Below are 20,258 nucleotides of genomic sequence, written 5' to 3'. Positions count from 1 at the left end.
GGCGGCCTTCCGCTGAGATATAGTCAGGAGCATGACTAACCTGCGGTCGCCGGCGAAGAAAGTCAAGCCCCTGACTACTTCGGAGCGGCCTCTCGGCGATCTCCTCCGGGAGGCGCACCGCACGCTCGTCACTCACCTCGAGCACGCCATCGCCACGGCGGGCTACCGCGACGTCGGTGCTCCGCACGTCTCGGTGCTGGCGACGGTGGACCCGGCCGGCACCAGGCTGGTCGAGCTGGCCGCCCGCGGCGGCCGGACCAAGCAAGCGACAGCGGAGCTGTGCACGGCACTGGTACAACGCGGCTACCTGGAACTGCAGCCCGACCCCACCGACGGGCGCGCCAAGCTCTACGCCGTCACCAAACCAGGACGCCGCCTGCTCGACGCCTGCCAAGACGTGGTCGTCGACTACGAGACCTGGCTGGACAAAGCGGTCGGAGCCGACGCGGTCGCCCAGCTCCGCGCCACCCTGACCACGATCATCGAGCGCCCGATCGCTCAGTAGCCGCCCGCACGGACAACCCCGCAAGCTGCAAACAGAACGCCTCCGGTGCCATCCCCTGCATCGATGGCACCGAAGGCGGATTGTGGGCGGAACTCAGATCAACGGCAGCAGCTTCTGGGCCTCGGCGGCCTCACGGGAGGCAGCGGCGCGGGACTCGGCTTCGGCCAGCGAGTTGCCGGCGTGCTGGGTCCACCACTCCTGACCCTCGGCAGGCAGGGTGTCGATCGGGTCGTAGTACTCGTAGGTGCGGTTCAGCGCTTCGGGGTCCTGCTGCTCGATCCCGGTGCGGTAGTTCTTCTTCCAGTACGAGATGCCGCGAACCTCGTCGTACTCCGAGAGCTGGTGCACCCAGCGCTTGCCGACGTACGGGACGTCGCAGACGATGCGCGGGGTGGCGAAGCCGGGGAGGTAGCCGAGGATGCCGTGCTGCAGGTGCTGGGCCTCCTTGACCGAGACCCGCCAGTGCTCGGAGAACGGGATCATGTCGCACATGTAGAAGTAGTACGGCGTGATGGTCGCGCCGTCGAGCAGTGCGAAGCACAGGTCGAGCAGCTCGGGGATCGAGTCGTTGACGCCGCGCATCAGCACGCCCTGGTTGCGGACGTCGCGCAGGCCGGCCTCGAACATCGCCTTCGTCGCCTCGGCGACCAGCGGGGTCACGGACTGAGCCGCGTTCACGTGCGTGTGCATGGCGATCATCACGCCACGCTGACGGCCGAGCTGCGCAACGCGCTCGACACCGGCGCGGACGTCGTCGGACAGCCAGTGCTGCGGCATGCCCATGAGTGCCTTGGTGGCCAGCCGGATATCGCGGATGTTCTCGATCTCGAGCAGGCTGGTCAGGAAAGCCTCGAGCCGCGGCCAGGGCATGTTCGCCACGTCGCCACCGGAGACGACGACGTCACGGACACCCGGCGTACGGCGCAGGTAGTCGAGCATGTCCTCGACCCGGGCGTTCGGCTTGGTGACGAACTTCAGCTTCTCGATGACCGGCGTCGAGTTGCCGACCAGGTCCATCCGGGTGCAGTGACCGCAGTACTGCGGGCAGGTCGGCAGCAGCTCGGCCAGCACCTTGGTCGGGTAGCGGTGGGTCAGCCCCTCCGTGGCCCACATCTCGTGCTCGTGCAGCGAGTCGCGCGTCGCGTGCGGGTGCGACGGCCAGTCGCTGCGGCGGTCGGTGAAGACCGGCAACATGTAACGTCGCACCGGGTCGGCGTAGAAGGCCTCTGTATAAGAACCAGCGTAGTCGGCCGCGCCGTGCGGGACGATCGTGTTCAGCATCTGCGGGGGCAGCAGCATCGACATCGTCGCGCGCTCGGCCTGGTCCCGGGTCAGGTCCTCGTAGAACCGCTCGTCGAGCAGGTCGCCCATCACGTCCCGCAGCTGCTTGACGTTCTTCACGCAGTGCGAACGTTGCCACTGCACCGAGCGCCACTCCTCGGCCGTCACGTCCTTCCAGCCGGGAATCCGGGTCCAGTCCGGCTCCACCAGCTCGGCACGCCGGTAGGCGTACGGCTGACCCGCGGCACTGCCGCCGCCCTCGGTGGGGTCGATCAGGTCAGCGGGGCTGATCAGGTCGGTCACGTGTCCTCCGGGGTTTCCGCGCGATGTGGTCAGATGTGAGGATAGCGATAGAACTTCCCCCAGATGCAACTATATGCCGCAAGAATTATCGTCGCAGTGATCTTTCAGTAGTATTTTGCCCGGTCGTTCAGAGGAGGACAGGTGCCGTCGAGCCCGGTAGGACTACACCGCGTGATCACGCCGTGCGGTGTGTTGCCGCAGGCAGCGGAGCGGTTGGACGCCCGCGCCGAGATTTGGCCCGACGAGGTCCGGATCGCGGTCGAGCGCCTGAACCTCGACGCCGCGTCGTACCGGCAACTGGCCGGCGCGCACGGCGGTGACGGTGCAGCCATCCGGCGCGCGGTGCTCGAGATCGTCCAGGCGCGCGGGAAGATGCAGAACCCGGTGACCGGTTCCGGCGGGATGCTGGTCGGTGTCGTGGACGAGGTCGGGCCGGAGTCGCCGCTCGGTCTCGCGGTCGGTGACCGGGTCGCCACGCTGGTGTCGCTGACGCTCACCCCGCTGCAGATCACCGACGAGCTGCAGAACTGGGACGGCCAGGGCGAGCAGGTCCCGGCCGCTGGGCACGCGATTCTGTTCGCTCGCTCGATCGTCGCGAAGCTGCCGGACGATCTGCGGCCGGAGCTGTCACTGGCGGTGATGGACGTGTGCGGAGCGCCCGCGCTGACCGCGCGCGTGGTGCGCTCATATGTCGACAAAGGCATTAAGCCTGTCGTGTCAGTAATTGGCGGCGCAGGTAAATCCGGCTCGCTGTCCCTGGCCGCGGCGCGCGACGCCGGGGCGGCCCGGACCGTCGGCATCGTCCCGGTTCAGCACGAGGCGGACACGCTCAACGCGGCCGGTCTGGCTGATGTTGTCGCGCTCGCCGATGCTCGGGACCCGGTCGCGCTGGCCGCGGCCGTCGCCGACGCCGGGGGACCGGCCGACATCACGGTCGTCTGCGTCGACGTCCCCGGTTGCGAGCACGGCGCCGTACTGTCGACTGCCGCCGGTGGCACGGTGATCTTCTTCTCCATGGCGACCTCGTTCTCGGCCGCCGCGCTCGGCGCGGAAGGCCTGGCGGCGGACGTGACGATGCTCGTCGGGAACGGGTACGTGCCCGGTCACGCGGAGTACGCCTTGCAGCTGTTGCGGAACGAGCCGGGTGTCCGCGGTCTGTTCGAGAGCAGGCTGGCGGAGGATTAGGCCGTGCGCACACTTCTGACCAACGGTTCCGTCTACTCACCCGCCGACCCGCATGCCACCGCGATCGCCTTCGACGACGGGGTGGTGACCTGGCTCGGCGACGACACCGGAGCCGCCTCGTACGCCGACGGCGCGGACGAGGTCATCGACCTCGACGGCAAGCTGGTGACGCCTGCCTTCGTGGACGCCCACGTCCACACGGTCGGGACGGGCGTGCTGCTGAACGGTCTCGACCTGACCGGGACCCGGACACTGACCGAGGCCCTCGACCGGCTCGCGGCTCACGCGGCCGAGCTTCCGGCCGACGCAGTGATCGAGGGGTCGAACTGGGACGAGACCCGGTGGCCCGAGCATCGCCCGCCGACGGCTGCTGAGCTCGACCGGGCTGCGGGCGGCCGGCCGGTGTATCTGTCGCGGGTGGACGGTCACTCGGGCGTGGTGTCGTCCGCGCTGGTCGCGGCGGTGCCGGGGCTGAGCGCGCGGGAAGGGTACGACGAGAGCGGCCGCGTGGAGCGGGCTGCGAATCACGCCGTACGGGACGCGCTGTCGGAGAACGTCGCAACCGAAGAACAAGTACTGGAAGATGCTCGTACTGCTCTCCAGGCAATGGCTGCGAAGGGGATCGGCGCGTTCCACGAGATGGCGGCGCCGCACATCGGCCCGCGCTGGGAGCTTCCGCTCGTGCGCCAGGCCGCCGACGAACTCGGCCTGCACTCCACCCTCTATTGGGGTGAGCCCGGCGTCTTCGAGGTCCTCGACCAGTACGGCGTAGTCGGCCTCGCCGGAGACCTCAACGCCGACGGCGCACTCGGCTCCCGAACTGCCGCACTGCGTGCGGCCTACGCCGACCAGACCGACCACCGCGGACACGCGTACCTGACACCCGAGCAGATCGCCGATCACCTCATCGCCTGCACCGAGCGCGACGTACAAGCCGGCTTCCACTGCATCGGCGACCAGGCGCTCGACAACATCGCCCGCGGATTCGAGTTGGCCGCCGAAAAGGTCGGCGCCCAGGCACTCGTCGCCGTACGGCACCGACTCGAGCACGTCGAGATGCCGAGCCCGGAGGCGATCGCGACCTTCGCCCGGTACGGCGTCGCCGCGAGCGTCCAGCCGATGTTCGACGGCCTGTGGGGCGGCCCGAACGACATGTACGCCGAGCGCGTGGGCGACCGCTGGCGCGACATGAACCCGTTCGCGTCGCTGGCCCGGGCAGGCGTCGTACTGGCGTTCGGCTCGGACTCCCCGGTCACCGAGCTCGGCCCGTGGGAGGCAGTCCGCGCGGCCGCGTTCCACCACAACCCCGACGAGCGCATCACCGTGCGCGCCGCGTTCCAGGCGCACACCCGCGGCGGCTGGCGGGCGGCCGGGATCGACGACGCGGGCGTACTCGCGCCGAACACGCCGGCGACGTACGCGATCTGGCAGAGCGAGGCCGACCTCGTCGTCCAGACCCCGGATCAGCGGGTCGCGGCGTGGTCGACCGACCCGCGGGCCGGCGTACCGGTGCTGCCGGATCTGTCCGAGGGCTCACCGGTGCCCACTTGCTTGCGGACCGCGGTCGGCGGTCGCATCGTGTACGACTCCGAAGGATGGACCACGTAATGGCGCGTGCCGAGAAAAAGCTCGACCTGGATCCGGTCACCGTCCGCAAGGCGCGCAGCCTGGCCCGCAAGGCCGGGCGGCCGATCGTCAACCTCGCCAAGCAGCACACGACGGTGTCGGTCGAACGCGCCGTACTGCGGCTGGCCGGGCTGGCCGGCGCGGACTCCGAAGGCATCCCGTGGGTCAACCGGCTCGCCGACACCGTGCGGGCCGATGTCGGGCTCGAGCACGGGTTCGCGTTGCCGGTCTGGGACGCGCTGCTGCGTGGCGAGGCCGAGGACCTGAACGTCCTTGCCCAGAAGGCCGCCTCGGGCTCGGTCACCTTCCGCCTCCCCGAAGGCCGCGACGCCCAACGAGCCCGTACGGCGGCCCGCAAGGCCGCGGCCGCCGGGATGAAGCAGATCGACGCCCGGCGGCGTGAACGCGACCGGCTGATCAAGAAGCACGGCGACCCCGAGCAGCGGCCGTGGATCTACCTGATCGTTGCCACCGGCGACATCTACGAGGACATTCCGCAGGCCCAGGCGGCAGCCCGCGCCGGCGCCGACATCATCGCGGTGATCCGCTCGACCGGGCAGTCGCTGCTCGACTACGTCCCCGAGGGAGCGACCCGCGAGGGCTTCGCCGGGACGTACGCCACCCAGGAGAACTTCCGGCTGATGCGGGCCGCACTCGACGAGTCGTCGCGTGAGCTCGGCCGCTACATCCGGCTCACGAACTACGCCTCCGGTCTGTGCATGCCGGAGATCGCGACGCTGGCCGGGCTGCAGCGGCTCGACATGATGCTGAACGACTCGATGTACGGGATCCTGTTCCGCGACATCAACCCGATCCGCACCTTCGTCGACCAGCGGTTCAGCCGGCAGATCCACGCCCGCGCCGGAATCATCATCAACACCGGCGAGGACAACTACCTGACCACCGCCGACGCGGTCGAGGCCGCGCACACGGTGACGGTCTCGCAGCTGCTCAACGAGTTCTTCGCCAAGGAGGCCGGACTCGAGGACTGGCAGCTCGGCCTCGGCCACGCCTTCGAGATCACCCCCGAGATCCCGGACTCGTTCCGGATGGAGCTCGCGCACGCGATGCTGGCCCGGCAGCTCTTCCCGGACGCGCCCCTGAAGTGGATGCCGCCGACCCGGCACATGACCGGCGACGTGTTCCGCGGCTACCTGCTCGACGGCTTCTTCAACCTGGTCGGCGCGATGACCGGACAGGGCATCCTGCTGGTCGGCATGATGACCGAGGCCGTCGTGACGCCGTGGATCTCCGACCGCGACCTGGCCCTGCAGAACGTGCGTTATGTCTTAGGGGCTGCCGGCAACCTTCACGAGGACTTCCGGCCCGCGCCCGACGGGTTCATCGCCAACCGGGCCCGCCAGGTGCTGGGGGAGTCGGTCGAGCTGCTCGAGAAGATCGTCGACGACGGTCTGCTGAACGCGATCGGCGACGGCACCTTCGGCTTGATGAAGCGCCCCCAGGACGCCGGCCGTGGTCTCGAGGGCGTCGCTCGTCGCTCCAGCGAGTACTACAACCCCGCGATCGAGTTGTTGGAGGAGGGCCAATGAGCATCATCCGGCCGTACGGCGACACCACCGGTGACGGGATGGTGCAGATGTCGTTCACGCTGCCGATCCCGCACGACAAGCGGGCCGAGGGCGCGGCGGTCCAGCTCGCCAACAAGATGGGCATGGACCCGGCGCTCGTCGTGCACGCGAAGCCGATGGGTCCCGACTTCACCTTCTTCGTCGTCTACGGGCCGGTGAACCACCTGGTCGACACCGACAAGGTCGAGGTGATCGAGCGCGACTACCCGCTGCTCACGCCCAAGGAGGTGAACCTCGCGATCCGCAAGAACCTGCGCCGCCGGCTCACCATCGTCGGCGCCTGTATCGGCACCGACGCGCACACCGTCGGCATCGACGCGATCATGAACATCAAGGGGTTCGCGGGGGAGAAGGGCCTGGAATACTACCGCGAGCTCAAGGTCGTCAACCTCGGCGCGCAGGTCGCCGTACCGGAGCTGGTACGCCGGGCCAAGGCCGAGAAGGCCGACGCGATCCTGGTCTCGCAGGTGGTCACCCAGCGCGAGGCGCACGTGCTGAACACCAAGGAGATGTCCGCGGCCTTCCGCGAGGCGTACACCGAGCACGCTCGTCCGGTGTTGGTTGCCGGCGGCCCCCGTTTCACCGAGCAGATGGCCGGCGACCTCGGCGTCGACCGGGTCTTCGGCCGCGGTACCACCCCGGGCGAGGTGGCCAGCTACCTGGTCGACGCGCTCGTCACCAAACGTCAACCTGTGAAGCGGAGCGCATAAAGGTGTCAAAGGCAACTATCGGCCTGACCGTCAAGCATCGCCGTTACGTCCCGTACAGCCACGCGCACTACGCGGGCAACCTGGTCGACGGCGCCTATGTGCTGGCGCTGTTCGGCGACGTGGCCACTGAAGTGTGCATCCAGGCCGACGGCGACGAGGGGCTGTTCGCGTCGTACTCCGACGTCCAGTTCCTGCAGCCGCTGCGCGCCGGTGACGTGGTCGAGGTGCAGGCGACGATCACCCGCGTCGGCACCCGCAGCCGCGACCTCGAGTTCAGCGCGTACGTCGTCTGCCGCGGCCGGCCGGACCAGTCGGAGTCGGCCGCCGAGGTGCTCGCCGAACCCCTTGTGATCACACGCGCGAAGGGGACCGTCGTCGTACCGGTTGGGTGACGAATAGTTGCCCTGGGTAACAGTTACGTGGAGTGACACAGGTGTAACTTCAGGCCCTGCTGACGGAAGTGTTACAACGGCCCCAATCCGCCGACGGAGAGGTTGACACCGTCCCCGGCAGCGAGCATCGTTTTGGGAGTCGTCATAACCCATCGGATGATCCCGCGACGCTGACCGCGCCAGTGCCAGGCTCGGGTCGACGGGGGCTGAGATCGCCGGTGGTGCGCCCCGCTCAGGGGCAGAGGTGGAAGAGGTTCGGCGCCCAGTAGACAACAGCCGTCCGGTTCGCAGCCAGCGGATCGCCGGTTGGTCCGAAGGGCGCCGAGCCTCTTTCCTCTTTTGATGTCCTCTACAGTGGTCACGCCTGTGGTGAGGACTGAGGGAGACGGCGTGAACCGGTTGAAGGCTCTGGGGCGGGTTCTGCCGCGCGTCATGGTGGCGGTGGTCGCGGGCATCGCTCTCGGCTACGCGTTCGAACCTCATACGCATCCCTGGCTGGCAGTTCTCTCTTTGCCGCTGTTCTTCGCGGCGCTGAACAGCCCCACTCTCTCCTCGAAGGCCGGCTTCCTGATCGGCGCCGGGTTCGGCATCGCCTACTACGCGACGCTCGTCCCCTGGCTGAGTGTGATCGGCGGCGACGCCGCGATCGCCCTGGCGATTCTCGAGGGCCTCTTCTATGCGGTCTTCGGCGCCTTCGCCGTCCGGGTGTTCCGGCACAAACTGTGGGCGCTGTGGATTCCGTGCCTGTGGGTCGCGACCGAGTTTGCGACCGCGTCGGTGCCGTTCGGCGGCTTCCCGTGGGGCCGGCTCGCGTGGGCCTTCTCCGACTCTCCGCTCGGCCGGCTCGCGGCGTACGTCGGAATCCCGGGTCTGAGCTTCGTCATCGCCGTACTGGGTGTGCTCGTGTACGTCGTGTTCCGGCAGGCGTCGCGTTTCCGGATGCGCGTGGTGGCCGTGATCGCCGGGGTGGCGATCTTCGGCGGCAGCGCGCTGATCAACCTGTCCACCGACGGCAACGGCAAAACCGTGACCGCCGCGATGGTCCAGGGCAACGTCCCCGGCAAGGGGCTGGAGTTCCTCGGCCGCGCCCGGACGGTGACCAAGAACCACCTGGCCGCGACGCTGGACCTGGAGAAGCGCGTCCAAGCCGGCACCGAGGCGAAGCCGGACGTGGTGATCTGGCCGGAGAACTCGACCGACATCGACCCGTTCAAGGACGACGAGACGCGCGCGGACATCGAAGAAGCGGTGAAGGCGGTCGGCGTACCGATCCTGGTCGGCGCGGTCCTCGAAGGGCCCGGCCCGAACGAGCGCCAGACCACCGGTGTTGTCTGGGACCCGCAGACCGGCCCCGGCCAGATCTACGCGAAGCGGCACCCGGTGCCGTTCGGTGAGTACATCCCGTTCCGTGAGCAGCTGCTGCCTTACATCAAGCGGCTCGAAATGATCGGCCGCCAGACCGCTCCCGGCAAGGTCCCCGGCATCGTGCCGATCCGCGGCGTCACCTACGGCGACGTGATCTGCTTCGAACTCGCCTACGACAACGTCATTGCCGACGTCCTGAACGGCGGCGCGCAGGTCCTGATCGTGCAGACGAACAACGCGACGTACGGCGGAACAGGTCAGCCCGAGCAGCAGTTCGCGATCACGCGGATGCGTGCGATCGAGACCGGCCGTACCGTCCTGATCGCGTCGACCAGTGGCATCTCCGGGGTGATCCAGCCCAACGGCAAGGTCGAGCACAAGTCCGGCCAGTTCGTCGCGGATGTCTACGTCGCCAAGGTCCCCGTCCGCGACGGCAAGACCCTGGCCATCCGCCTCGGTGCCTGGCCGCAGTGGATCCTCACCGGCCTCGGCCTGCTCGGCATCCTGCTCGCCCTCGGATCACGCTCCACCCCCAAGCGTCCCCAGGAGCCACCGGCGGCCAAGCCCGCGCGCCAGAAGGTCCCCGTCTAGAGCTTGGTCCGACTCCGTATCCTGGCCTGAAGCAGGAGAGGGGTACGACATGGGCTGGTTGGTGGCACTCGCGCTGCTCGTAGTGCCGATCGTGGAGATCTACGTGATCATCCAGGTCGGCCAGGTGATCGGCGGCTGGCCCACGGTCGCCCTCCTCGTCCTCGAAAGCGCCTTCGGCGCCTGGCTCATCAAACGCGAAGGCCGCCGCGCCTGGGCCGCCCTCCAGTCCTCCTTCGAAACCGGCAAAATGCCCGGCCGCGAACTCGCCGACGGCGCCCTCGTCCTGATCGGCGGCACCCTGCTCCTCACCCCCGGCTTCGTCACCGACATCTTCGGCTTCTTCTTCGTGCTGCCGTTCACCAGGCCCCTGGCCCGCCGAGCCCTCACTGCGTTCCTAGGCCGCCGAGTAACCCAACTAGGCACCAACGCCCTAGGCGGCCTCGGCGGAGGACTAGGCGGTCCGACCTTCGGCCCCGGCACCCCCGGCCCGACCAACAGCGCCGGCTTCCCGGGCTTCGGCCAGCGCCCCGGCCCGACCGCACCCGGCTCGTCCGCCGACAACGTCGTACAAGGCGAAGTCGTCGACCCCGAACCCCCGAAGTAGCCGGTCAGAGGCTGGTCAGCTGCACCGCGACCGGAAACGGAGCGGTGGCTTTGACCTCGCCCGTGAACACCTCGCTGTCGCGATAGGTACGGCTCGCCGGGTCCAGCACATACGTATAGACGATCGGTACGCCGGTCGCCGCCTGCTCGACGCGCCAGTAGAACGCGATCCCGGCCTTCGCGTACTGGGTGGCTCGATCGTTGGAGGGCGCGAAGTCGACTACCAGCAGCGTGTGCTCAGGGCGGGTAGGAAATACGTCGATGGTGTCGGCCCGGTAGACGACCACGTCCGGTCGGCGATTCGTCAGCGGGACGTCTTGTAGACGGAGGTCGATGCCTGTGCCTGCAATCCAGTCGGGACCCGCCGCCGCGTCGAGAGCATTGGCCAGAGTACGGCGCAGGCGCTGCTCGCGTTTGGAGCGCGGCGGGTTTCTGACGAGCTCGCCTTCGACGATCTCGAGGTCGGCGCATTGGTCGGCCGACCACGCGTCGTACTGCTCTGCGGTGATCACTGGGCGAAGGGGCCCTTGGTGGTGAAGGCGTGGGTGGCGAAGCGGTTGGCCATCAGGGCGTGGGCGGCGGCGTCGGGGTGGAGGTCGTCGGGGAGGGGATGAGCGGCAGCGTCGGTGGGGCCGTAGAGGGTTCGGCCGTCTAGGTAGTGGAGGTTGGGGTCGGCGGCGGCGCGTTGGGCGACGATGCGGGACAGTGCTGTGCGGATGGTGGTGAGGGTTAGCTTGCCGGCCGGTACGTCGGCTGGGTCGCCGTCGGCGGTGAAGGCCAGGCGGCCTTCGGCGAGGGCGGTGAGGTCCCAGCCGGTGGGGCCGGGGGTGTCCTCGTGGATGGGGCAGAGGATGGGGGAGATCACCAGGAGGGGCGTGGTGGGGTGGCCGTCGCGAATCGTGTCGAGGAAACCGTTGACGGCGGGGACGAAGGTGCGCAGGCGCAGCGAGTCGCTGTTCACGACGTTGATGCCGAGTTTGACGCTGATCAGGTCGGCGGGCAGGTCGCGGATCGTGCGGGCGACGAACGGCTGCACGAGCGCACTGCCGCTGAAGCCGAGGTTGATCAGCTCGACGTCACCCTGCGCGGCGGCCAGCGCCGGCCACGTCCCGGTCGGGCTCGCCGCGTTCGAGCCGTGGCTGATCGAGCTGCCGTGGTGCACCCACGTACGACGACCAGCCGCGACAGCCGCGATCGGCGCATCGGTCCGCAGCGCGACCAGCTCGGTCGTCTCGTCATGCGGCAACCAGATCTCGACTGTCTTCTCCGCGGAACCCAGCTCGGCGAACCGGACAGTCGTCGGCGCCCCACGCCGTACGTCGGCAGTTCCAGCCATCAGGTCGACGGTCATCACGTCGCCCGCCGTGGTCGACGCCTGCCCGGCGAGAACGCCGTCGACGACCAAGTCGTACACACCATCCGGTCGCGGCGGCGCACCGAGATAGTCCCGCTTCGTCGCGACCACGTCGAGCTCAACAACGCTCGCTGAGCTGCGGAAGACGATCCGCACGCCGGACGGCTGCGACTCCGCGCCAGCGAGCTGGTCGTCCTCGTTCTGATCGCGCGCCCAGCTCGGAAGCCGGTGCGGTACGAGCCCGCGGTCGGTGGGCTCGAGTTCGAGCACGCCGCGGACGAGGTCGGGAGTGATGGGGGTGGTGATCATGACTTGGTCCAGTTCCGGAGTAGTGAGTCGATCGCGTCGAGGATGCGTGGCCAGCTCTCGTCGCTGCTGGGGGAGGTGTGGGCGAACGAGCCGCCGAGCTCGAGACCGATGTAGCCGTTGAACAGGCTGCCGAGCAGCCGGATCGCGTCCGTCTGAGCCGGCTCATCCAGGTTGTAGCCGCGCAGAACCGCCCGGGTCAGCTCCGAATGCCGCCGACCCGCGTCCACCGCGGGCGAGCCCGGATCCACCCGGTACTGCGAAGCGGCGTACCGACCGGGGTGCTCGCGGGCGTAGTCGCGGTAGACCGCGGCCAGCGCCACCAGCGCGTCCCGACCAGCCCGGCCGGCCAGTGCCTCGGAAGCCCGGTCAGCCATCTCGTCGAGGGCCACCTGAGCGATCCGGGATCGCAGGTCGTGCGCACCCCGGACATGGGCGTACAAGCTCGCGACCTGGACGCCGAAGCGGCGAGCCAGCGCCGACGGGCTGACCTGATCGAAGCCGATCTCGTCAGCGAGCTCTGCACCGGCCCGGGCCAGCCGGTCCGGGGTCAACCCCGCTCTTGCCATAACTCATTATGTGCAAACCTAAAGGCTTTAGGCAAACGAGAATACGAAGAAGCCCGGATCGCGCCGTTGCGATCCGGGCTTTCTCGACGTTCGATCAGGCGGTGCGCTTGGTCCGGTGCAGGTGCGCCGGGCCGATCTCACCCTTGCGGAGCAGGTCCACGCGCTCGGCGAGCAGCTCCTCCAGCTCCGAGATGCTCCGGCGCTCCCGCAGCATGTCCCAGTGCGTCCGGGCCGGCTTCTCCTGCTTCGGCTCCGGCTTCTCACCGGTCGAGCGAGCGGCCTCGCTGCCGCAGTGCGGGCACTCCCAGATTGCGGGCACCTCGGCGTCGTGCGCCATCGTCACCTCGACCACGTGACCGCGGGGGCAGTCGTACGTGATCATCTGGCGCGGCGCGAACTCGACACCGCGGTCATCCTCGAAGCTGACCCCACCCAGCCCCGAACCACGCAGTACGCGATTAGACATGTCAAACCTCCGAGATCGTCATCCGTGCCAACGGTCGGCCGGCCCGGATCATTCCCATTTTGGCATGCCTGAGCGATATGTACGCACCTGACAGCACCGTCATGACGCCCTGTCATCGGGTGTGCACAGATCACGGTGTGTCGCGAGCCTGCCCAAAGACACCACAGCTACAGACGCGCGAAGTTCACAGTCAGTTGCCAGGAAGCAGGGATCACTTCCTCAGCAACCGTCTCTACCTTCAGGTCCCATGGTGCTACCCCGCCACAAAGTCCGTGGCCTCAGTCTGCTCAATGTGGCCCTGGTGGCCATCGTCGCGGCGATCGCCGTCACGGCGTACCTGCTGTTCTTCCGGGGCGGCGAACCGTCGGCGGCGGCGACCCGCCCGAGTGTGGCGGTGGCCCGCGGCGACGTGGTGGCGAGCGTGAGTTCGAGCGGGACGCTGGCCAGTTCGCAGACGGCCTCGCCGCAGTTCGAGACCTCCGGCACGGTCACCCAGATCCTGGTCAAGGTCGGCCAGGTGGTCGCCAAGGGCGCCGCGATCGCGAAGGTCGATCCGGCCGCGGCCGAGCGGCAGTTGCGGATCGCCGAGCAGAACCAGATCGCCGCGGCCAACTCCGTGACGGCTGCCGGTGAGTCGCTCGACGACGCCGAGGAGGCCAAGGAGGCCGCCGACGAAGCGTCCGCCTCACCCACGCCGACAGGTCAAGCTCAGGCACAGGGTCAGACCCAGACGCAGAACCCGGAGGTTGCCGTCAGCAACGCCGAGGCGTCGCTGGCCCGCGCGAAGGCGGACAAGGAACAGGCCGACCAGGACGTCGAGGCGGCCAAGTCGGCAGTCGCCGCAACCACGCTGAAGGCGCCGATCGCGGGCACCATCACCGCGATCAACGGCTCGGTCGGTTCGGTCGCGGGCTCGAGCAGCGGTTCAACGGCAGGCGGCAGTGGCTCGACCTCAGGTCAAGGTTCAGCCTCCACCGCCAGTACGACGTCCGCCGGCACCGGCTTCGTGGACATCGCCGACCTGAAGGCGCTCCAGGTCTCGGCCGCGTTCCCCGAGGCCGACGCGATCAAGATCAAGGCCGGCCAGTCCGCCACCGTCACCCTCAACGCCGAACCCGGAACCACCCTCACCGCGACCCTGGCCGCGGTCTCGCCGACCCCGACCACCACCAACGGCGTCGTCGCGTACTCGGCCACCTTCTCGCTCGCCAAGCTCCCGGCCAACGCCCGGATCGGCCAGACCGCGAACGTCACCGTCCAGACCGCCAAGGCGGCCAACGTCCTCTACGTTCCTAGTACGGCGATCGTCACCACCGGTACGGCGACCACCGTGACGATGGCCGACGGCAGCAGCCGCGAGGTCGTGATCGGCATCAAGGGCGGCAGCTTCACCCAGATCAAGTCCGGACTCACCGAGGGCGAACAGGTCGAACTCCTCCAAGGCACGATCGGCGGCACCGCCCAGACCGGCCAAGGGCGGGGCAGCGGTCAGTTCCCGGCCGGAGGCGGCCAATTCCCCGGCGGTCAGTTCCCAGCGGGCGGCGGGCAGCAGCGCAACGCGGGCGGCAACCGGTGAGCGGCCGGCAGTCGCACGCCCTGGGCGGCACGCGGTGAGCGCCGACGCTCTGATCGACCTCCGCGGTGTCACGAAGACCTACGGCGCCGGCGAGACCGCCGTTCATGCGCTGCGCGGTGTCTCGCTGCGGGTCGAGGCCGGCGAGTACGTCGCCGTGATGGGCTCGTCCGGCTCCGGCAAGTCGACCCTGATGAACATCCTCGGCTGTCTCGACGTCCCGACCCGCGGCGAGTACTTCCTCGACGGCAGCAATGTCGCCGGGCTTTCCGAGGACCAGCAGGCGCTCGTCCGCGGTCGCAAGATCGGCTTCATCTTCCAGTCGTTCAACCTGATCCCGCGCACCACCGCGCTGGCCAACGTCGAACTCCCGCTCACCTACGCGCACCTGCGCCGCGCTGAACGGCGTACCAGGGCGAATCGTGCGCTCGAGCTGGTCGGGCTCGCGGACCGCGCCGGGCACCGACCGAACCAACTGTCGGGCGGACAACAGCAGCGGGTCGCGATCGCCCGTGCGCTGGCCACCGGCCCGCGGATCCTGCTCGCCGACGAGCCGACCGGCAACCTGGACGCGCACTCGACCGACGAGGTGCTCGGCATGTTCGACCACCTGAACGCCGAGGGCCGCACGGTCGTCGTGATCACCCACGAGAACGACGTCGCGGCGCGGGCTCGCCGCCTCATTCAGGTGGCCGACGGCCGGATCGTCGTGGACGAGGTGACCCGCTGATGACCCCTCGCGATCTGTTCGGGGCCGCCGTGCGCGGCCTGAGCGCCAACAAACTGCGGTCGCTGCTGACCGTGCTCGGCGTCTCGATCGGGGTCGGCGCCGTCATCGTGCTCGTTGCGGTAGGCAACGGATCCGGCAAAGCCGTGCAGAGCCGGCTGGAGGCCATGGGCACCAACCTGCTGACGGTCTCGACTACCGGCGGCGGGGGCGGGTTCGCGCGCGGTCAGGCCGGGCCCTCGGCTCAGCAGTACGCGCTCACCCTCGACGACGTGGCCGCACTCGCCGACCGCCGCCTCGCCCCGGACATCGCCTCGGTCGCTCCGGTCATGACCAGCTCCGGTACGGCGACCAGCGGCGACACCAGCTACACGATCAACCAAGTGATCGGTACGACGCCGGCGTACCTGCCGGCCACGAACACGCCGGTCGGATCCGGCCAGTCGTTCACCCAGGAAGACGTCGACTCCGCGGAGCGAGTGATCGTGCTCGGGCAGACCACGGCGACCGAGTTGTTCGGCCGGGCCCAGGCCGCGATCGGACAGACGATCAAGCTCGGTGCGGTCGACTTCGTCGTACGGGGTGTGCTCGCCAGCAAGGACAGCACCGGGTTCAACGATCCCAACGCGACTGCGATCGTCCCGATCAGCACACTGCGCGCAACCCAGGCCGGGTACGGCGCGCTGAGCCAGATCGTCGTCCAGGCGGCAGGCAAGGACCGGGTCGACCTGGCGCAGGCCGAGGTCACCCAGTTGCTGACCGCACGGCATCAGGTGCCGACGACAACGACCTCGCCGTTCCGGATCACGAACTCGGCGCAGATCCTGCAGACCAGCCAGGACACCGCGGCGACGTTTACCGCACTGCTGGCCACGGTCGCCGCGATCAGTCTGGTGGTCGGCGGGATCGGGGTCACGAACATCATGCTCGTCACGGTCACCGAGCGGACCCGCGAGATCGGGATCCGGAAGGCACTCGGGGCCCGGCGGCGCACGATCCTCGGTCAGTTCCTGATCGAGGCAACTCTGCTCAGCTTGATCGGCGGCGCGGTCGGAGTCGCGGCCGCGCTGATCATCACCCAGTTCCAGCTGGCCGGGGTCACCCCGGTTCTGGTCCCGTCGTCGATCGCCCTGGCCCTCGGCGTCTCCGCCGCGGTCGGCCTGTTCTTCGGCAGCATGCCGGCGCACCGAGCCGCCGGTCTTCGTCCCATCGACGCCCTACGTCACGAGTGAGAGGCACTACCCGATGAGCAATCAGACGCCCGACGAGTTCGCCCAGATCGGGTCCGACGAGGAGGTCGACGCGGCACTGCAGCCGAAGAAGACCCTCAGCCTGCCGACGGCGACCGCCGTACTGGCCGGCGTGGTGGTCCTCGCGATCGGCCTGGCCGGCGGCGCCGGGCTGCACGCGGCCTTCGCCGCTGACAGCACCCCCCAGCAGACGCAGGCCGGCCGCGGACCAGGCGGAGGGTACGGCGGGTTCCGGGGTCAAGGTGGCCAAGGCGGTGCCGGGGGAGCGGCCACGGTCGGAACCGTGGTGTCCGCCACCGATTCCCAGCTCGTGGTGAAGACCCAGAACGGCGATGTGACCGTGAAGCTCACCGGCGAGACCGACGTCGAGATCACCGCGAAGGGCAAGGCGAGCGACCTGAAAACGGGGGAGCAGGTCGTCGTCACCGGGCAGAGCACGGACGGCTCGGTGACGGCCAGTTCTGTCCGTCAGGGCGGCACTTTTCCGGGCGGCGGCTTCCGCAACCCGAGCGCGACCCCCACGCGCTGATCCCTGGTCGAGCGCCCGGCCGGCACCCCGGCCGGGCGCTCACTCATGTCACGGCCCGGCAACAGAGATCCGATGACTCATTGACCGGCTTCGATGGAAAGCGCTATCTTCCGACGAAATGAGGTCCAAAAAGTACAAATTTGAGGTGGGCGGGATGGCGAAGTCGTTGAAGTGGGTTGCGCTCGGGCTTGGGGCAGCCCTGGCCGTCGGGGGTTGCGGAAGCACCGGGGCGGCGAAGACCGACCAGGATCCGAAGGCCACGCTAGAGCTGTGGACCCGGACCACGCCAGGCGGCGACGGCGAGAAGGGGATGAAGAAACTGGCCGCCGCGTTCGAGCAGGCGACCGGCCAGAAGATCGAGGTCACCGCGATCTTCGACGATTTCGAGACCAAGCTGTCCCAGCGCGCCGCGCAGAAGGACCTGCCGGATATCGTCATGAACGACTCCTCGCAGCTCGGCACGATGGTCACCCAGGGCATCGTCCGCGAGGTCGACCCGGCCGCCATCAAGAACAGCGACCAGCTGCTCGAGTCCGCGCTCGCCGCGGCCAAGTCCGGCGACGGCAAGATGTACGGCGTTCCGTACTCCGCGCAGGCCTCCGCACTGCTGATCCGCAAGGACTGGCGGGCCAAGGTCGGCCTGCCGGTGCCGACCGACCGCGAGCAGTTCGTGGCGCTGGCCAAGGCGTTCACCACCAAGGACCCCGACGGCAACGGCAAGAACGACACCTACGGCCTCGCCGTACCGGGGTCGACCAAGCGCGGCTACGCCTCCTGGTACTTCTCGAACTTCCTCTGGGGCGCCGGCGGCGACTTCATCGCCAAGCAGGCCGACGGCAAGTACAAGCCGGCCATGTCCACGCCGGAGTCGGTGGCCGCGACCAAGTGGTTCCGTGACCTGGCCTGCACCGAGAAGGTCGTGCAGCCGGGCGCGGCGACGATGGACACCCCGCCCACCAACGAGACCTTCGAGGCGGGCCGGGCCGGCATGTACGTCGTCGGTCCGTACCTGATGCCGCGGTTCGACGGCAGCCTCGGCAAGGACAAGTACGAGGTGGTCCCGGTCCCGAAGGGCGCCAAGGACTCGACCGTGCTGGCCGAGGGCGGTAGCGCCTACCTGATGGCCGGGTCGCCGAACGAGGCCGGGCAGAACGCCTGGGCGTCGTACATCATCTCGCCGGAGGCGCAGAAGCTCGGGATGGAGGGCCAGAAGGCCTTCAACGTGCAGCTGCCGGTGAACAAGACCGTCGACGTCACGTCGGTCCGCAAGGACCCGCGCTGGAAGGTGTACGCCGACGTCTACCGCGAGCACAGCCGGTACGCGCCGAGCATCCCGAACTGGACGCCGGTCCGGCAGGCGAGCGCCGACACCATCAACGCGCTGATCGCCGACTGCGGCCTCGACGTGGCCGCTGAGCTGACCAAGCTCGACGGCAAGCTCGGCGAGTCGCTCAAGCAGCAGGGCATCAGTGCATCGTGAGTGTCCGTGAAGCCGAGGCCCGACCGGCAGGTCGGAAGTCGCGGCCGCCCGTAGGGGAGGCCCGGCGTACGCCGTCGCGCCGCCTCGGCCGCAACCGCCGCAGCACGGGTTCCTGGTGGATCCCGTGGCTGTTCCTGGCGCCGGCGCTGATCCTGTTCCTGTACTTTAAGTTCATCCCGATGGCCCAGGCCATCTCGATGTCGGTGCAGGAGGTCCGGCCTTACCTGGGCAACCTGTGGGTCGGGTCGGCCAACTACAGCGAGATCCTGTCGTCGGAGGGCTTCCGCTCGGCGACCTGGAACACGATCGTGCTGGCCGTCGGGCAGACCGCGGGCTCGATGATCCTGGGGTTCGTGCTGGCGCTGCTGGTGGAGGGCCAGACCCGCAAGCTCAGCTTCATCCGGTCGGCGGCGTTCCTGCCGGTCGTCGTACCGATCGCGGTGGTCGCCGAGCTCTGGCGGATCATGTACCACCCGACCGCCGACGGTCTGCTGAACCAGATCCTCGGTCTGGTCGGGCTCGGACCGTCGGGGTTCATCAACGACCCCGACACGTCACTGGCCTCGATCGTCGTCACCGGCATCTGGCGCGGGGCGCCGTACGACATGATGATCTTCCTCGCCGGGCTGGCCGGGATCGACCGCGGCCTGTACGAAGCAGCGGTCGTCGACGGCGCCTCGACCAAGCAGCGCATCCTGCACGTCACGCTGCCCGGGCTGCGGCCGGTGTTCGCGATCCTGTTCGTGCTCGCCGCCGTCCGCGGGTTCCGTGCCTTCACCGAGGTCTTCCTGCTCACCAACGGCGGGCCGAACGGCTCGACCGAGGTCCTGATGACGCTGATCTACAAGCTCGGCTTCGAACAGAACCGGCTCGGGATCGCTTCGGCCGGCGCGGTCCTGCTGTTCCTCGCGACGCTCGTCCTGACCGTCTGCGTCCAAATGCTCCGAAGGAGGCGAGTCGCTTGAGCGCCGCCACCGAGACCGCGCTCGGTCTCACCGAAAGCAAGAGTCCCGCTGCCCGGGTGGCGCGGACCGTGATCTACACCGGGTTGTTCGTGGTGTTCGCCGGGCCGTTGCTCGCGCTGCTGGTCAGCTCGTTCAACCATGTGTCGGACCCGACGCAGCTGAGCGTGATCCCGACGAGCCCGACGCTGGACAACTTCAAGATCGCCTTCGACCACGGCGTGCTGAAGTACCTGCTCAACTCGTTCTTCGTGGTCGGCTTCGGACTGCTCCTGCAGGTGGCCGTCTCGGTGCTGGCCGGCTACGCGCTGGCCCGGAAGATCTTCCCCGGCGCGACGCTGGTGATGGTCGCGATCCTGGCCACGATGATGCTGCCCGAGGAGATCCTGGCTTTGCCGCTGACCCTCGTCCTGGCGGATGTTCCGCTCGTGCACATCAACCTGATGGGCACGCTGGCCGGGATGATCGTGCCGCTCGGGGCCTGGGCGTTCTCGATCCTGGTGATGACCGAGTTCATGAAGGATGTGCCGCGCGAACTGGAGGAGGCGGCCCGGATCGACGGGGCCGGCGAGTTCCGGATCTTCGGGCAGATCATCCTCCCGCTCTGCAAGCCGGCCCTCGGCGTGATCGGGGTCTTCGGCTTCACGATGATCTGGGACCAGTACCTGCTGCCGTTGCTGGTGGCCACCAACTCCGATTCGTACACGCTGCCGCTGGCCCTGCGGACCCTGCGGATCGACCCGGTCGTCACGCCGGGCGTGGTGATGGCGGCCTCGCTGCTTGCACTGCTGCCGTCGGTGACGGTCTTCCTGTTCTTCCAGCGTTCCTTCGCCCGCGGCCTGACCGCGGGCGCGTTGAAAGGGTGAGGCGAATGAACCGCCGTACTTTTCTG

General features: G+C 68.7%; 20 protein-coding genes. 15 read left to right on the top strand and 5 right to left on the bottom strand.

The window, feature by feature from the left end:
- Positions 1 to 31 precede the first annotated feature (31 nt).
- Complete coding sequence (locus tag ABZS29_RS37405) at positions 32 to 505, top strand: MarR family transcriptional regulator (protein WP_355469622.1); 474 nt, start codon at positions 32 to 34, stop codon at positions 503 to 505.
- A 93-nt stretch (positions 506 to 598) separates the two neighbouring features.
- Here ABZS29_RS37405 and ABZS29_RS37400 read toward each other — a convergent pair whose 3' ends face one another.
- Complete coding sequence (locus tag ABZS29_RS37400; RefSeq protein WP_355469737.1) at positions 599 to 2,080, bottom strand: lysine 2,3-aminomutase; 1,482 nt, start codon at positions 2,078 to 2,080, stop codon at positions 599 to 601.
- A gap of 150 nt (positions 2,081 to 2,230) precedes the next feature.
- Here ABZS29_RS37400 and ABZS29_RS37395 point away from each other — a divergent pair, with 150 nt between their 5' ends.
- From ABZS29_RS37395 to ABZS29_RS37365, 7 genes are all read left to right on the top strand, one after another.
- Positions 2,231 to 3,274: an L-erythro-3,5-diaminohexanoate dehydrogenase gene (locus tag ABZS29_RS37395; RefSeq protein ID WP_355469620.1), complete on the top strand. Its 1,044-nt coding sequence runs from the start codon at positions 2,231 to 2,233 to the stop codon at positions 3,272 to 3,274.
- A gap of 3 nt (positions 3,275 to 3,277) precedes the next feature.
- Complete coding sequence (locus tag ABZS29_RS37390; RefSeq protein WP_355469618.1) at positions 3,278 to 4,882, top strand: amidohydrolase; 1,605 nt, start codon at positions 3,278 to 3,280, stop codon at positions 4,880 to 4,882.
- Positions 4,882 to 6,450, top strand: coding sequence for a lysine 5,6-aminomutase subunit alpha (locus ABZS29_RS37385; protein WP_355469616.1), 1,569 nt, complete (start codon positions 4,882 to 4,884; stop codon positions 6,448 to 6,450). The genes ABZS29_RS37390 and ABZS29_RS37385 overlap by 1 nt, the downstream gene beginning before the upstream one ends.
- Positions 6,447 to 7,199, top strand: coding sequence for an OAM dimerization domain-containing protein (locus ABZS29_RS37380; RefSeq protein ID WP_355469614.1), 753 nt, complete (start codon positions 6,447 to 6,449; stop codon positions 7,197 to 7,199). The genes ABZS29_RS37385 and ABZS29_RS37380 overlap by 4 nt, the downstream gene beginning before the upstream one ends.
- A 2-nt stretch (positions 7,200 to 7,201) precedes the next feature.
- Positions 7,202 to 7,591, top strand: a complete 390-nt coding sequence (locus ABZS29_RS37375) for a hotdog domain-containing protein (protein WP_355469612.1) — start codon at positions 7,202 to 7,204, stop codon at positions 7,589 to 7,591.
- Positions 7,592 to 7,981: 390 nt separating this feature from the next.
- Complete coding sequence (gene lnt / locus ABZS29_RS37370) at positions 7,982 to 9,547, top strand: apolipoprotein N-acyltransferase (RefSeq protein WP_355469610.1); 1,566 nt, start codon at positions 7,982 to 7,984, stop codon at positions 9,545 to 9,547.
- Between the two features lie 49 nt (positions 9,548 to 9,596).
- Positions 9,597 to 10,151 carry an FxsA family protein gene (locus ABZS29_RS37365; RefSeq protein ID WP_355469608.1) on the top strand — a complete coding sequence of 185 codons (555 nt, stop codon included), beginning with the start codon at positions 9,597 to 9,599 and terminating at the stop codon, positions 10,149 to 10,151.
- 4 nt (positions 10,152 to 10,155) lie between these two features.
- Here ABZS29_RS37365 and ABZS29_RS37360 read toward each other — a convergent pair whose 3' ends face one another.
- From ABZS29_RS37360 to ABZS29_RS37345, 4 genes are all read right to left on the bottom strand, one after another.
- A complete protein-coding gene (locus ABZS29_RS37360; RefSeq protein ID WP_355469606.1) occupies positions 10,156 to 10,662 on the bottom strand; it encodes a Uma2 family endonuclease in 507 nt (168 codons plus the stop codon).
- The gene (locus ABZS29_RS37355; RefSeq protein WP_355469604.1) at positions 10,659 to 11,813 is read right to left on the bottom strand and encodes a GDSL-type esterase/lipase family protein; all 1,155 of its coding nucleotides are present in this window, start codon (positions 11,811 to 11,813) and stop codon (positions 10,659 to 10,661) included. The genes ABZS29_RS37360 and ABZS29_RS37355 overlap by 4 nt, the downstream gene beginning before the upstream one ends.
- Positions 11,810 to 12,379 carry a WHG domain-containing protein gene (locus ABZS29_RS37350; RefSeq protein ID WP_355469602.1) on the bottom strand — a complete coding sequence of 190 codons (570 nt, stop codon included), beginning with the start codon at positions 12,377 to 12,379 and terminating at the stop codon, positions 11,810 to 11,812. Before ABZS29_RS37350 ends, ABZS29_RS37355 begins: the two co-directional genes overlap by 4 nt.
- Before the next feature lie 94 nt (positions 12,380 to 12,473).
- Complete coding sequence (locus tag ABZS29_RS37345; protein ID WP_130385606.1) at positions 12,474 to 12,845, bottom strand: RNA polymerase-binding protein RbpA; 372 nt, start codon at positions 12,843 to 12,845, stop codon at positions 12,474 to 12,476.
- Between the two features lie 247 nt (positions 12,846 to 13,092).
- Here ABZS29_RS37345 and ABZS29_RS37340 point away from each other — a divergent pair, with 247 nt between their 5' ends.
- The 7 genes from ABZS29_RS37340 to ABZS29_RS37310 all read left to right on the top strand — a co-directional run bounded on the left by ABZS29_RS37340 (position 13,093) and on the right by ABZS29_RS37310 (position 20,232).
- Positions 13,093 to 14,421 (top strand): HlyD family efflux transporter periplasmic adaptor subunit, encoded by a 1,329-nt coding sequence (locus ABZS29_RS37340; protein ID WP_355469600.1) that lies wholly within the window; start codon positions 13,093 to 13,095, stop codon positions 14,419 to 14,421.
- Positions 14,422 to 14,455: 34 nt separating this feature from the next.
- Complete coding sequence (locus ABZS29_RS37335; RefSeq protein ID WP_355469598.1) at positions 14,456 to 15,148, top strand: ABC transporter ATP-binding protein; 693 nt, start codon at positions 14,456 to 14,458, stop codon at positions 15,146 to 15,148.
- Positions 15,148 to 16,377: an ABC transporter permease gene (locus ABZS29_RS37330; RefSeq protein ID WP_355469596.1), complete on the top strand. Its 1,230-nt coding sequence runs from the start codon at positions 15,148 to 15,150 to the stop codon at positions 16,375 to 16,377. The genes ABZS29_RS37335 and ABZS29_RS37330 overlap by 1 nt, the downstream gene beginning before the upstream one ends.
- 13 nt (positions 16,378 to 16,390) lie before the next feature.
- Positions 16,391 to 16,924, top strand: coding sequence for a hypothetical protein (locus tag ABZS29_RS37325; RefSeq protein WP_355469594.1), 534 nt, complete (start codon positions 16,391 to 16,393; stop codon positions 16,922 to 16,924).
- Between the two features lie 154 nt (positions 16,925 to 17,078).
- Positions 17,079 to 18,404: a sugar ABC transporter substrate-binding protein gene (locus ABZS29_RS37320; RefSeq protein WP_355469592.1), complete on the top strand. Its 1,326-nt coding sequence runs from the start codon at positions 17,079 to 17,081 to the stop codon at positions 18,402 to 18,404.
- The gene (locus ABZS29_RS37315) at positions 18,401 to 19,369 is read left to right on the top strand and encodes a sugar ABC transporter permease (protein ID WP_355469590.1); all 969 of its coding nucleotides are present in this window, start codon (positions 18,401 to 18,403) and stop codon (positions 19,367 to 19,369) included. Before ABZS29_RS37320 ends, ABZS29_RS37315 begins: the two co-directional genes overlap by 4 nt.
- The gene (locus ABZS29_RS37310) at positions 19,366 to 20,232 is read left to right on the top strand and encodes a carbohydrate ABC transporter permease (RefSeq protein WP_355469588.1); all 867 of its coding nucleotides are present in this window, start codon (positions 19,366 to 19,368) and stop codon (positions 20,230 to 20,232) included. The genes ABZS29_RS37315 and ABZS29_RS37310 overlap by 4 nt, the downstream gene beginning before the upstream one ends.
- The last annotated feature ends 26 nt before the right edge of the window (positions 20,233 to 20,258 follow it).

The sequence above is a fragment of the Kribbella sp. NPDC005582 genome, assembly GCF_040605415.1.
Classification (GTDB): domain Bacteria; phylum Actinomycetota; class Actinomycetes; order Propionibacteriales; family Kribbellaceae; genus Kribbella.
Note: the sequence above shows the minus strand (reverse complement) of the source record. Positions and strands in the feature narration are given on the sequence as shown.

Excerpts from the sequence above, each read along its gene's own strand:
- ABZS29_RS37320 (WP_355469592.1), top strand. The coding sequence starts at position 17,079 with ATGGCGAAGTCGTTGAAGTGGGTTGCGCTCGGGCTTGGGGCAGCCCTG.
- ABZS29_RS37325 (WP_355469594.1), top strand. The coding sequence starts at position 16,391 with ATGAGCAATCAGACGCCCGACGAGTTCGCCCAGATCGGGTCCGACGAG.
- ABZS29_RS37385 (WP_355469616.1), top strand. The coding sequence starts at position 4,882 with ATGGCGCGTGCCGAGAAAAAGCTCGACCTGGATCCGGTCACCGTCCGC.
- ABZS29_RS37350 (WP_355469602.1), bottom strand. The coding sequence starts at position 12,379 with ATGGCAAGAGCGGGGTTGACCCCGGACCGGCTGGCCCGGGCCGGTGCA.
- ABZS29_RS37365 (WP_355469608.1), top strand. The coding sequence starts at position 9,597 with ATGGGCTGGTTGGTGGCACTCGCGCTGCTCGTAGTGCCGATCGTGGAG.
- ABZS29_RS37355 (WP_355469604.1), bottom strand. The coding sequence starts at position 11,813 with ATGATCACCACCCCCATCACTCCCGACCTCGTCCGCGGCGTGCTCGAA.
- ABZS29_RS37405 (WP_355469622.1), top strand. The coding sequence starts at position 32 with ATGACTAACCTGCGGTCGCCGGCGAAGAAAGTCAAGCCCCTGACTACT.
- ABZS29_RS37345 (WP_130385606.1), bottom strand. The coding sequence starts at position 12,845 with ATGTCTAATCGCGTACTGCGTGGTTCGGGGCTGGGTGGGGTCAGCTTC.
- ABZS29_RS37340 (WP_355469600.1), top strand. The coding sequence starts at position 13,093 with ATGGTGCTACCCCGCCACAAAGTCCGTGGCCTCAGTCTGCTCAATGTG.
- ABZS29_RS37330 (WP_355469596.1), top strand. The coding sequence starts at position 15,148 with ATGACCCCTCGCGATCTGTTCGGGGCCGCCGTGCGCGGCCTGAGCGCC.
- ABZS29_RS37380 (WP_355469614.1), top strand. The coding sequence starts at position 6,447 with ATGAGCATCATCCGGCCGTACGGCGACACCACCGGTGACGGGATGGTG.